The organism is Chitinophaga chungangae, assembly GCF_017742215.1.
In the GTDB taxonomy this organism is placed as follows: Bacteria; Bacteroidota; Bacteroidia; order Chitinophagales; family Chitinophagaceae; genus Chitinophaga; species Chitinophaga chungangae.
The window spans coordinates 23,832-36,639 of the sequence record NZ_JAGHKP010000003.1 but is presented as its reverse complement, the minus strand read 5'-3'; the positions used below and the strand labels follow the sequence as shown (position 1 = coordinate 36,639).

At 52.8% G+C, this 12,808-nt stretch carries 7 protein-coding genes; all 7 read right to left on the bottom strand.

Annotation, left to right across the window (positions count from 1 at the left end):
• Nucleotides 1-431: 431 nt before the first annotated feature.
• Nucleotides 432-1,418, bottom strand: coding sequence for a GlxA family transcriptional regulator (locus J7I43_RS14650; RefSeq protein WP_209146467.1), 987 nt, complete (start codon nucleotides 1,416-1,418; stop codon nucleotides 432-434).
• Between the two features lie 80 nt (nucleotides 1,419-1,498).
• Nucleotides 1,499-3,958 (bottom strand): carboxylesterase family protein, encoded by a 2,460-nt coding sequence (locus J7I43_RS14645; RefSeq protein ID WP_209146466.1) that lies wholly within the window; start codon nucleotides 3,956-3,958, stop codon nucleotides 1,499-1,501.
• A 26-nt stretch (nucleotides 3,959-3,984) separates the two neighbouring features.
• The gene (locus tag J7I43_RS14640) at nucleotides 3,985-5,202 is read right to left on the bottom strand and encodes an ROK family protein (RefSeq protein WP_209146465.1); all 1,218 of its coding nucleotides are present in this window, start codon (nucleotides 5,200-5,202) and stop codon (nucleotides 3,985-3,987) included.
• Nucleotides 5,203-5,245: 43 nt separating this feature from the next.
• Entirely contained in the window at nucleotides 5,246-6,541 is a 1,296-nt protein-coding gene (locus J7I43_RS14635; protein ID WP_209146464.1) for a c-type cytochrome, read from the bottom strand.
• Nucleotides 6,542-6,546: 5 nt separating this feature from the next.
• Complete coding sequence (locus tag J7I43_RS14630) at nucleotides 6,547-7,104, bottom strand: redoxin domain-containing protein (RefSeq protein WP_209146463.1); 558 nt, start codon at nucleotides 7,102-7,104, stop codon at nucleotides 6,547-6,549.
• 110 nt (nucleotides 7,105-7,214) lie between these two features.
• Complete coding sequence (locus tag J7I43_RS14625) at nucleotides 7,215-8,903, bottom strand: SusD/RagB family nutrient-binding outer membrane lipoprotein (RefSeq protein WP_209146462.1); 1,689 nt, start codon at nucleotides 8,901-8,903, stop codon at nucleotides 7,215-7,217.
• A gap of 60 nt (nucleotides 8,904-8,963) precedes the next feature.
• Nucleotides 8,964-12,335 (bottom strand): SusC/RagA family TonB-linked outer membrane protein, encoded by a 3,372-nt coding sequence (locus J7I43_RS14620; RefSeq protein ID WP_209146461.1) that lies wholly within the window; start codon nucleotides 12,333-12,335, stop codon nucleotides 8,964-8,966.
• Between the last annotated feature and the right edge of the window lie 473 nt (nucleotides 12,336-12,808).

Sequence of the window (12,808 nt, the reverse complement as noted above, 5' to 3'; positions counted from 1 at the left end):
TTCTTCAAAATGAAAATTTTCCCGATCCGATCATCAGATGTTCGTGACAGTTAGGCTACAATGCTCCTAAATCCGCTACAGCAAAGGAATTGATGAAGCAACCGATCCTGGGCGCTCCCCGTCGGAACCATGGGAACCAGCAGATTTTTTTCCGATCCGATATAAGGAAACGAAACGTATTAAGAAATTATTGAAAGCAAATTAAATAAATTGCAAGGGTTTCGCATCCCCGGTCAGGGCCTGCTAAAAAGCGCCATTCCGGATGGTCATTAGACGGCCTCCGGATACAAAAAAGACCGGCGCAAAGCCGGTCTTCCTGTCAATCTACTTTTTTTTCCGAAAATAGAAAATCAATAATCCGGGGTTTGCAATAATACTGGTGCGTTCCGGTGATAGAGGGCTCGCGCGGGTTCTTCGCGAAGCCGTTTATACTATCGTGGGTACTTCAGACTGTTTTTATTGTATTTATTCCGGTACTCCAGCGGCGAAAGCCCCGTGATTTTTTTAAACACTTCGCGGAATGCTTTATCGTCCGCATATCCCACGTCGCTCATCACTTCAAACACTGTTTTGCGGCCCCGTTCCAGTTCTTTTTTGGCGGCTTCCACCTTTACGCGCTGGAGATATTCCACCGGCGTGTTGCCGGTAGCTTTCACGAAACGCCGGTCGAAGTTGCGCCTGCTGATCGCCAGGTCGTACGCCAGTTTCTCAAACGAGATCTTTTCTTCGATATTTTCTTCAATGTACAGCTGGGCGCGGTTGATCAGCTCGTCGCCATGCCCTTTCTGGATGTGAAAAATGCTGAATTGCGATTGAGAGGTTCTTTCTATATCGATCTGGAAAACCTTCGAGCAAAAAATGGCCGTGGCCCTGTCGAAGATTTTCTCGACGAGGTAAAGCATCAGGTTGAGGAACGAATACCCGCCGCCGTTGGTATAAATGCCGTTTTCGTCTGTAATGATCCGGTCTTCTACCATTTTTACGGCCGGGTACATCTGTTTGAACAGGCTGGCAGACATCCAGTGCGTAGAGCTGCTTTTGTTGTCGAGAAGCCCGGTGGCGGCCAGCAGGAAAGCGCCCGTGCACATGCTGGCGATCTCGGAGCCGGCTTTGTACTGGCGGTCTATCCAGCCGATCAGCTCCTGGTTGTCCGCCACTATTTTTTTATAATTGCCGAAGAGGGAAGGAACGATCACCAGGTCCGTCTGACCGATGGCCCTGATATCGTTCGGCCGCACGGAAAAATATCCCTGGTGAATACCTTTTTCTGACGTAAAACCCGCGATCTGCACGGCAACCCGGGATTCGTTGCCGGCGTTGCGCCAGCAATTGTCCGCCCCGGTAAGTATCTCAAAAGCGCCGCCTATGCTGTTCATATTTACTTCGCATTGCGGCACCACGATAGTGACATGTTTCATACAAATGCTTTCCGCAAATGTCGGCAGAACCGCTGTCCGGATCAACCCGCCAGAATGTCCATATTGCACCCCCTGGGGTTCTATTCCGCCTGTATCATCTCCCCATCGCTCAGCTTCCACGCATGATCGTAAAAACCGGCCATCTTCACTTCGTTCACGCCCGTCTCCAGCATTTTTGCGCCATAGATCATAAAATCGGGAAAACCGCTGGCGCCGGCGAAATACTGGTTCGCATAAGCCGCTTTCATGCCCGTTATTCCGCTGCCGCTCACCACGGCCACAGACGCAACGTCCGACCCCGGTAACGGCCACACGAAACAGGCGCTGAGGTCTTCTCCCGTCCATTGTTTCCCGCCGGCGGTCACTTTGTTGCGCTCCACCTGGATGGGGCAATCGTTCAGCAACAGTTTCCACGCTTTGCAGGTGGTTTTATTCCCGTAGACGATCACGCCGCGGTCTTTGTATTTCCCCGGCGCATAATCTTTGTCCGCAATAATGTCCACCGCGCCATTGCCGCGATAATACCATGTTTCGGCATCGTAACGCGCTTTGTTGAAGCTCCATTCATTTTCTTCCTTGCTGCCGCCGGTGCTGTACACAAACACCATGCGGTGGTTAAACGCGTCTTTTAACGTACCGTTGCGGTGCGGGCCTTTTTCAGACAGCGGCGGCGCCTGGTGAACGGACCATTTACGGCCGTCGTTCAGCAGGTAAAGCGGCGTGGCGCCTGCTTTCGCCGTGATCTCCGTTCCGTCTACGCTGATCTTTATGTCGCCGCCTTCAAAATCGTTAAGCTCGAGGCGCAGCAGGCGCACATTTTCCGTAGTGCCCGAAATGGTTTTCGCCGCCCTGTCCCTGTTCAACCGGATGCGGCTGTATTGCAAGGGATGTTGCTGCTGCTGCACGGAAGCCCAGCGGAAAGCCGCGGAAATACCAGGGTTGGAGGTGGTAAAGTCAATGTCGTTCACCGCCGTGTCTACCGGGCGCTCATGCCATTTAAAAAAGTCGAAGAGCGGTTTCCAGTCTACGCTGATGTCTCCAAACCAATGCCCACCGCCGGGATATTCGTAATAACTGAAATCGGGATGGAATTTACCGAGCAGGTCGCGCATCTGGCGGGCGTAGTTGACAGACACGGTGCGGTCTGCATCGCCATGAAAAATATACACGCCCAGCGGTTTGTAATTCTGTACGAGTTTGATCACATCGCTCTGGTTGCCGGAACGGAGCAGCATTTGTTCCATCGGGGAATTGCTGCTGTCCGGGATCAGACCGTCTGCGGAACCGTAACCTTTCAGCGTGGGGTATCCTGCGCTGGGTGCTATGCCTGCCCATTTATCCGGATAGGTGGCGCCGAGGAACCAGGTGCCGTGCCCGCCCATGGAGTGGCCGGTGAGATAAATATGCTGCAGGTCCGGCTGGAATTTTTCGCGTGCAATGCCGAGCACTTCCAGCGCGTCGAGGCGGCCCCAGTCTTCCCAGTTAAAACCGCGCGGGCGGCGGTTGGTGGCGGCTACCAGCGTGCCCCAGTCTTTATGCTGGTATGCTCTCGCCTGGCCGATCGCTTCCACGCCGGCGCCGTGCACAGACAGGAAAAGCGCCGCGCCTTTCTGCGGGCCGCCCGTTTGCGGCGTAACCGCATAATATTGTAAACTGCCGTCTATGTCGCTGATGAACGTGCTGCTGTATTTTCCGGAAGGCATTACCGTTTCCACGTCGATAGTTGCTTCGTCGAGCGTTTTGTTTTTATCGAACAATACGATGGAGCAGGGTGTTTTTCCTTCCGCGTTTGCGCCGCTGCCGTCGAACGTGAAAGGCGTTTTGCGGCTGCTCATCGCAGGAATAGGAGGCACGTCGGTGGTCACTGTTTTGCCGAGGAAAGTGGAACGGAATTGCAGTCCTTTCAGTTCTTTCATGGTATTATTGATCACTGCCACCGCGCCCTGCAACGCACCGTTTTCCTGGCCGGTCACGATGGCGGGCATGGTGGGGTCTTCCGTGACGATCATTACCGGCTTGGGAGGAAAACTGAGACTGGCGGTGATGAATACGCCGCGCACGTAAATTTCGTTCAGCCCTTTTTTAAGCTGCACGGGAATGTAGAGCCAGCCTGAGCCGTAAGGATCTCCGGTGTGCGGCTCTCCGTTAAAATACAGGCCGCTGTTGCCTTTGACGTTCAGCAGCGCGTGCTGTGCCTTGTCTGACTGGTAGGTGAGGTAAAAATACCCGCCCCTGCCGAAATTTCCCCCGCGGCCTCTCGCGCCGCGGCGGAACAGGCGGTTGGCCGAATCCGCCGTAACGGCCTGCCATACCTGCGGCTGACCGTCAGCGCTTTTTTCGAATTCCTGTCCGTCCGCGGGCGTTTTCAGCTGGTTCGTATAAAGGCGGTAAGCCAGCAGGTCTGTATATATCGCTTCGCGGCCGTAACGCTGCGGACTGGAAACGGCGAGGCCGTTTTTGAAATAATAGGTGTCTTGCGCGGACAGCTCTGCCTGCTGACAGATCAGAACGAAAAGCAGTGCAAATTTGATCTTCTTCATGTAGGGAATAAATTGGCAGTTGAAGGTCAGGAAAAGGCTTTCTCTTTGATATTTTTCCGGGTGGCTTTAAATTCTTTGACTTTGTTTTCCATCACCAGCGCCACCGCCCCGATCAGTTCCGCCTGGTAACCCAGGGTTGAAATGGCGAGCCTCGTATTGGCCGCCAGGCGCGGAATGCTGTGCTCGTTGAGCGCCTGCTGCACCGGCGCTTCCCATACTTTTCCGGCCAGCGTGCCGCGGCCGCTGAGCACTACCCATTCAGGGTTCATGAGGTGGATCAGGATCGCTATTGCTTTGCCGATGTCGTAACCGGTATGAGACAGCAGCTCGATCACAAAACGGTCGCCTTTATGCGCCGCTTTCACGATCGCGTCCCAATCGGTATCGCCGTGCCCCGTGGGGAAATTGGGGCCGAGGGCGGAGGGGCGGCCTGATTTCAGGCCCTGCGCGGCTTTTTCGATCACCACCAGCAGCGAAGCTTCCGTTTCCAGGCAGCCGCTTTTGCCGCAGCTGCAGAGTTTGTTGTTATTAAAAATGGGAATGTGGCTGAACTCGCCCGCAAAGCCGTCGTGCCCGCGGAACAGTTCGCCGTTCAGGATCATGCCCAGGCCGATGCCCCAGCCGATGTTCACCACAACGGCGTTCTTTTTCTGGCGCGCCGCGCCAAAACGGAACTCCGCGAGCGCGATCAAACTGGAATCGTTATCGATATATACAGGCATGTTCAGTTCGCCTGTCAGGTATTCGGTGATGGTTTTATTGCCCGCGTTGAGGAAAGAATAATTGACGCCGTTCTTGAAGTCTACAAAACCCGGCATACCGATGCCCGCGCCTACGATCTTTTCCCGGTCGATGCCGGAATCGCGGATCACTTCTCCCATTTTTTCTGCGAGCAGCACGATGGCGTCGGGATTATTGGTAAGGGGCAGCTCAAATTCCCGGACGGGCGTGACCGGCTTGTTGTCGATGTCCATTAACGTAATGCGGGTAAACATCTGGTCCATGGCGACGGACAAAATGTAAATGGCGCCAGGTTTCGGCGCGTAGATCACCGGCCGCCGGCCGCCGCTGGAAGGGGCAAACCCGGATTCCACGATCACACCGTCTGCTATCAGCGTATCGATCACTTTCATCACATGGGGAATACTTTTTCCCATCCGTTCGCTGAGGTCGGTGGACGACAACTTGCCGGAGAAATAGAACTCCCTCAAAGCCAATGCCTTATAATAACTTTTATTTACCATAAACACAAATCGCTAACGTTGTTACAAAACTAATGTCGATCTTCTACTCCAGTTCGATCGATTCATCGCCCGCAATATACTTCGAATAAATCAGCAGCAGTGTGAACATCTCGTCGTCAGACTTCATGCTTCCTTTCGAAAACACGTATTTAGGCGGATTGTGCGGGTTCAGCGGATTGTTTGTCGTATTGTCGTAAGTGCCTTTCATGTAAATAACCGAGCCCCTTGGGATGTGCACCGGTTTTTTGAAGCGGTACAGTTCCTGCCACCGGAAATCCCATTCCGGTATCCTGATCAGCGGGATGGTATCGGTGGCGGGTGTTACCACGTATGCCTCGAAGGATTTGCCGAGGAAGTGCATATGCGGCCAAACATATAACAACGATTGTTCTTCCGGTGTTTTCATTTTCAGTTCAAAAGTTCGCACCTCGTTCGGCGGGATCATAAAAATGGGATCGATATCCCGCTCGCCAACGCCGCCCGATCCCAGGCTGATGATACGCACCGGTCTTTTCACCGGTCCGTTTTTGAAGTACAGGTTAACGCCCACGACAGATTCTTCATTGGCGGCAATGGCCGCATAGTGCACGGTGAAGATCACCACTCCCCTCGCCGGCAGCATCCAGCCGAACTCTTTCGGGTAATATTCGGCAGACGCGCCCGGTATCCAGCCCGTGTAATAGACCATTTCCCGTTTGTAGCGGTCAAATGCGGGGCGGTTGCCCGGGTCTTCGTCCGTATTGATCATGCTGATGCCTTCATGTAAATCGATATTTGCATCGGGCACATTATAAAAACCGTAATTGATATGATGGATCACCTTGCGGTTATTGGTCACGAATTCCACCGCTTCAACGCTTTTACCGGCTGGCAGCTCGAAAGGCACTTTAAATTCAACGAAACGTTCTTTGTTGTCCCCTTTCACCAGGAATACGTCTTTTGACTTCAGTACCAGGTCGGGCGCGCGTTCCGGTGACTGTTTACCTGCGGGAGCTGCCGATGTTTTATTTTTCGGCGTTTTTCCTTTCGGCGCGTTGTTATCTATCCATGCGAGGATCTTTGTTTTTTCATCCGCCGTAAGCCCGCGCTGGTTGGCGAAGCAGGAATACGACGTATCGGCGCGCCATGGCGGCATGTAACCGGTAGAGATCACCTCTTTGAGGAAGTTCAGTCTTTTGGTGAAATCTTCGTACCGCAGCAGCGGGAAAGGGCCGGCTTCTCCGGGCCTGTGGCAGGTGCCGCATTTGTTCAGCAGGATCGGCTCCACATCATGGTAAGTTTGCGCATGGGCGCTTGCGAATGTACAGGCGAATAATATGGTGAATAACAATATGCGCATACCGGTCATTTAGTGCTGATGAAGCAACCTATTGCCTTTGTTTCAGCAGGGCTAACTGTTTTATGTTGAAGAGAATTATCGATCGCGTCGGCGAGGTAATGTTTTTCCGGCTGGTGTTTTTTCCGGCCCAGGCTCACCACCCAATCGTCGATAGCGCCTTTGTACAGCAGCGCGCCTCTGTTATCGTACAAAAAGACCTCGGGCGTGATGGCGGCCCGTGTGAAATGCTGCAATTGTGATCTTTTGTCGCTCACCAGCGCGAAACTTATCGCGTATTTATCTTTAAAAGCTTTTATTTCATTGTCACTGTAGCCGGCATCAGGGAAAACGCCGATGATCTGCAGGGCGTTTTTCCGGCTTTGTTGAATATCGTTCAGGGTGAGGGTGTAGTTGCGGCTGAGGGGGCAATCCGGCGAAAGGAACACGAAGGCCGTTAGTGGTTTGCTGGCGGGGGAAAGCGTTTCCCCACCGGTGGTTTTAAGTTTCAGCGAAGCGTATGCCGGTTGCTGCGCGTGCAACGCGGGGAGGAAAAAACAGCCAAGTATCACAAAAAACCATTTCATGGATATTTTTTTAAGACGGTGCTGCTGGTTGAAAGTTATGAAGAAACCAGACCGGCCGTTTGACCGGCCTGGATTTCGTTGTATTACTGTAGTGAAAATACTAAGATAATCTATTTCTTATCCCACCAAACGCGGCCGGTGAGGTCTGACAGATCGCCGAACTCAGGGTCTTTCCGCATATCCTCGATCGCGTTTAACCTGTTTTGGTAATTAAATTCGGTGATCGGGGGGATAAACACGCTCCATCTCCTAGGCATCACAGCCTCGATGCCGGCGTTGCGGATCTTTTCGGCCTTGAATACCGTGCCGGTCTGGCTGGGGTATCCGGTTCTCCTGATATTGGCCCAGCTTTCCAGCGGGTTCCTGTAAAGGTGGAAAAACTCCTGGATGCAGATCTGCTCGATACCTTTTGCAGGGTTGTACACGATGTCCGGGTGATTTTTGTAAGCGTCCACTTCCGCAGGCGTCAGTGCCGTATATTCGGCCACGTTAGCATCTTTGCCCCACTCGTCGTAATCTGCGAGAGAAGCTTCGATGCCTTTGTTGTACCAATCTTCGGCGTTTTCGGCAGTTATGTTCCTGGCGGCGAGTTCCGCTCTCCAGAAACATACGTCTGCATAAGTGATCACGGGATAGTTCACCTTACCGCTGGATACGGCCGAATTGAACAGCTGGTCCTGGATGTAGGAAACGTACGCGGTGCTGCCGAAAACGTAGTTAAAGTAGAAACGTTTGTCTGCTTCGCCTACGGCATCGGGACTCGTATAACGGCCGCGGTACTCCTGGTATACTTCGCCGGGAGCGATGGTACCGTTTGCCTGGTAAGTGTCGAAATCGGCCTTTGTAAGCGCTACTTTGCGGTACATAATTCTCATGCGGGGATCGCTGGTTTTGTACATGAAGTCGATGGCGGCTTTCTGGCCGGAAAGAGCGGCTGCCAATCCATAGTTACCGCCATTGGCAACGCTGGTGCCGGCTTTAAATATCCAGCTTTCCGCCCTGCTGTCGATAGGGCCCACGTTGTCTGCCAGCACATCGAGAATGATGGCTTTGGCCTCGTTGGGTTTTCTTTTCAGCTGGCGCATGGCAAGGCGAAGCCTTAGCGAGTTGGCTGCTTTGATCCAGTTTGTCGCTTCCACGCCTGCGCCCCTGTACCAGAGGTCAGACGTGCCAAGTTTTTCCTGCGCTACGCCGCCATCCTGTTTCAGCGCCGCCACAGCCGCTTTCAGCTCGTTTTCAAGCAGAACGAACAGCTCTTCCTGTGATTCGTATTTGGGCTGCAGCAAGGGGGGATCGGTATACCTGGCTTTAAAAGCTTCGGTGTACGCGATACTGCCGATCAGGTCGGAAAGCTGGAAGGCAGCCAGTGCCATCGGGATGTAAGAGATCGCGTTGATATGCGCGTACGTTGCTTTTTTATCCGCGGGCATCTTGCTGATAAGATTCCTCACTTCCGCCAGGGTGCCGCCGGCGCCCATCGTTTCCCTGGAATAAAAATTCTCGAAACAATACGGATAGCTGGAAGCCGAAGTAGGCGCTTTGAAACGCGTAATAATGCCGCCGTTTCCGCCCAGGGGCACCCATGCACCGATCCAGTATTGCACGTTGCGGTGAATATCGTAATATGCTTCAAAGTCATTTGTATGAATGGCAATCGCTGCAGTGGGAAATACGGTTGCCGGGTTCACCTTATCACCCTGGATCAGGTCCGGGTCGGTGTTGATCTCCGCGTATTTCTCGCGGCTACAGGAAGTTGCCAATAAAGCAAGCAAACCGGCCTGTAAGAATATTTTCCTCATAACTATATTTTAAGTATCCTGATTATTTAAAATTGCTGTTGATCTCAATCGCTGCTGCGCTTAGAAATTTGCGTTCAATGAAAAACCGAACTGCCTGAAATAAGGCGTTCCGCCGTTCTCAACAAATGCGCCCGCACTCGTGGAGGTCAGATTGTCCGGGTTTACGTGGTCGGGAGCGCTGTTGTAAAGGAAACCGAGATTGCGGCCGATCAGGGACGCTCTCAGGTTGTTCATTTTCAACTTGCCCGCGATGCTTTGCGGCAACTCGTAGCTGATAGACACTTCGCGCACGGAGATCCACGAAGATTCGAACAGCGCAGCCTGCCTGATACCATTTGCCCAGCCATAGGTATGATCGTAATAATCCGCTGCCATGGTGGGTTTCACCCAACCTTTCGCATATGCGTCGGCTACTGTCATACCGCCTACATTGTGCTCCTGTCCGTCGGGGCTTACGTTTGCTGGGATCACAGTACCATCCGCAAATACGCCTACCGGCAGAATGCCGTCGGTACGCTGTCCCGGGCCCTGGCCGTTGTAGTTGGTGCTGCTCTGGTAAGTGACGCCGCCGAGGTCTGAAGTGCGGCCGAACAGCGTATTGTTGATCATGCCGTATTGTGAACCGTAACCATAGGTGGTGGAATAAACGTCGCCGCCGATTTTTGCATCGAGGAACACGCCCAGCGCCAGCCTTCCATAGTTAAAGGTATTGCGCATGCTGCCGAGGAATTTGGGCATTGTGGAACCTACCACGGGATCGCGCTCGCCGCCAACGGTCGGGTTATAGTTCTGCGCGCGCAGGAAATAGATCACCGGTCCGCCGAGCATACCTCTTGAAGCGCCAAAACCTACTACAGGCATACCGTTCAGCGGACTGTTCACGTTTTCGCCGCCGGAGCCTTTCGCCTGGTAGGATGCATAACCGTAGTTGGAACGGATGGAACCGTAGTCGCCGCCGATGTATGCTACGGAATAGATGCCGTCGTTACCATCGAGCATGGCCGCTTTTGCGTTGAACGGCAGGGAGATCACATAGTTTTTGTTGCGGGTATAGTTCAGCAGCACATCCCAGGAGAACAGGCCTTTTTTGATTGGCGTACCGTAGAGCGATACTTCAAGCCCCCTGTTGCGCACCTTGCCGCTGTTGATCAACGCCGCGCCCACACCGGTTTCGGGACTTACCGTAAAACCCTGTATCTGGTTTTTGGAATCCTGCTGGTAAACGGTCACGTCGCCGCCCAGCCTGTTGGAAAACATTTTGAACTCCAGGCCGGCTTCCAGTTTGCGGTTTCTTACAGGCACAAGGTTCTGGTTGCCCAGTTCGCGGCCGAGAATGCCATACCGGAGAATGGGTGTGCCGGTCGCATCGTTATACACGCCGTATGCAGTGTAAGAGCCGGTGCTGGTCCTGTAAGGAGTAGTACCGCCCCCCGCTTCAACATAAGAAAGGCGCAGCTTGCCAAAATCTACCGCCTTGGGCATTTTCAGCAGGTCTGTGAACACAAAGGCGAGGTCTGCACCGGGATAGAAATACGAATATTCCCCGTGCCCGTCGTTGTACACCAGCGTGCTGTTCCAGTCATTACGCCCGTAGATGTTCAGCGTCAGGTAATCCCTGTAACCGATAGTGCTCTGGAAAAACAAAGAGGCCATCTGCGTTTTCATCGGGTCCAGTTCTTCTACGATCGCCCTGTTTTTGGAGTTGGTAAAACGATACAGGTCGGGTACCACCATACCATCGGTCCTGGTGTTGGTACCAACCTGGCCGGATTTGTTCAGCTCGCCGCCGCCCTGCACGAGCAGGTTGAACTGGCCGATGCTTTTGATGTAGTTCAAAGCGCCCCTGTACCGGTATTGCCTGATCGTGCTGTTATTCGCACGATATTCGCCGTTGGCGAAACTTGCGGATTTACCCCTGATCTTGGCCGTGTAGTTAGTTTCAAACGTGTTGATAGACGCGCTTCCTTCAAAACGGAGCCAGTTGGTAAGGTCGGCTCTCAGGTTGAAGTTGCCTCTCAGGTTGCCTTCCCTTTGCAGGTACTCATTCTGGTACATAGCCCAGAAAGAGTTGGATGCGCCGGATTCGTCCAGGTTGGTATAACCGCCGTCAACAGTGTTGATGTAGTTATTCATCCAGTAATTGATGTCGTAGTTTCTCGGAACGCCGTAGCTGGTGGCATACAGCAGGCTGTTGCCGCCCATCAGCGCGGGATTCTTGATCTTGCTTTGTACATAAGCCACATTCACGTCCATCAGTACAGACTTGATGGGACGGTGCGTAGCCCTGAAGTTGAAGCTGTTCCTGTTCATGTCGTTGTTAGGCGTGGCCGCGGTAACACCGAGGTTGGAATAGGAAAAACGGAAAGTGGTTTTTTCGTTGCCGCCGGAAATACCGATGTTGGTATTGCGGTTAACCCCGCTGCGGTAAAGGTCCAGCACCTCGTTGTAACCGGGGTCGTTGCGGCGGTATAAACCGGTGATGTCTTTGAACATCTGGCCATTCATTTCGGGGCCGAAGCCCAGGTAATACGTCGCGGTGTTGATCGCCAGGGAATCGGCGCCCAGTTTGGTCCAGTCGCCAGAGTGAACGCCCGCGCCGAAACGGTCCTGCAGGTCTACCGTTCTATAGGCTTTTTCAAACATCATGCTGTGGGAGAAAGAAACGCCCAGGCCTTTCTGCGAATAGCCTTTTTTGGTCTTGATGAGGATCACGCCGTTGGACGCGCGGCTGCCGTAAAGCGCCGTAACCGCGCCGCCTTTTAATATGGAAATAGATTCGATGTCATCCGGGTTGATGTCTTTCAGGATATTCCCGAAATCCTGCTCGCCGCCGCGGTTGTGAAGTACCACCTGGTCGTCCATCACGATATCGTCTACCACTACCAGCGGCTGGTTGCCATAAGGGTCTAGGTTGGCGCTGCCCCTGATGAGGAAACGCGTAGACGCTTGCGGGCCGCCTGAGTTGGGCGTTACCTGCAAACCGGGCACCATGCCCTGCAAGGCGGAAATCGGGTTTACAGCAGCGGTTTTGCGGATCTCGTCGCCGGAAACCTGGGTAACGGAATAACCAAGGCTTCTTTTCGCCCGGCTTTCACCAAAACCGGTCACCACCACTTCATTCAAAGCTTTCTGATCGTCCTGCAACGTAATGTTGAAAGTATTGCCCGCGCCTACGGTTATTTCTTTGGTGGTAAACCCTACACATGAAATCACCAGCGTGGCGCCGGGCGATACCGATATGCGGTAAGCGCCCTGGTCATCCGAAAGAGCCCTGTTCTTGGTGCCCTTTTCAATGATGTTGGCAGCGATCACGGGGGCGGACTTACTGTCCGTGATCAGGCCCCCGACCGTCACTTTTTGTTGTGCTGACAAAGACGACGTAATGCCGAATAGCAGCAACGTCAGCATGAAAAATGCATGAGATGTTCGCATCGCAATTTTGATTTTTGGTTTGACTATGAAATATAAACTTTCCGAAAAATGGCAGCAGATGAGCATATCCCGTCGGTAAGGAAAACGGTACTGGCGATCACGCTTACTGATCTGCGCGCAGCTTAATTTTGGTTATTATCCTGGAATTCATTGTTAGCAGGCATTGCAGCCCTTAGTCTCTCTTTTCCGATGTACGCGAAATGATAAATTTTGGTTTGATAAATAATGTCTCTCGAAATATTAGTGCAAAAATCTTCGGATCGGCTATAAGCGTATAGCCGTTAACGTGATAATACTTTACTGACCCCGACATACCGGGCCCGAAGGCCCGGCGTAAATAATCCCCAACAAATATTACATGAAAAAATGTTCTTCGGCCCCGATACGTATAGGTGCTGGCGTTAGAACCCGGTGCTGAAAAAATTGATTTTGGTAAGGAAAAGTTTGTGCACAATACGGTCTGTCGTTAATTG

What these genes read in the sequence shown, in the direction of transcription:
- J7I43_RS14625 (WP_209146462.1), bottom strand. Translation starts at nt 8,903, where the DNA reads ATGAGGAAAATATTCTTACAGGCCGGTTTGCTTGCTTTATTGGCAACT.
- J7I43_RS14650 (WP_209146467.1), bottom strand. Translation starts at nt 1,418, where the DNA reads ATGAAACATGTCACTATCGTGGTGCCGCAATGCGAAGTAAATATGAAC.
- J7I43_RS14620 (WP_209146461.1), bottom strand. Translation starts at nt 12,335, where the DNA reads ATGCGAACATCTCATGCATTTTTCATGCTGACGTTGCTGCTATTCGGC.
- J7I43_RS14640 (WP_209146465.1), bottom strand. Translation starts at nt 5,202, where the DNA reads ATGGTAAATAAAAGTTATTATAAGGCATTGGCTTTGAGGGAGTTCTAT.
- J7I43_RS14630 (WP_209146463.1), bottom strand. Translation starts at nt 7,104, where the DNA reads ATGAAATGGTTTTTTGTGATACTTGGCTGTTTTTTCCTCCCCGCGTTG.
- J7I43_RS14635 (WP_209146464.1), bottom strand. Translation starts at nt 6,541, where the DNA reads ATGCGCATATTGTTATTCACCATATTATTCGCCTGTACATTCGCAAGC.
- J7I43_RS14645 (WP_209146466.1), bottom strand. Translation starts at nt 3,958, where the DNA reads ATGAAGAAGATCAAATTTGCACTGCTTTTCGTTCTGATCTGTCAGCAG.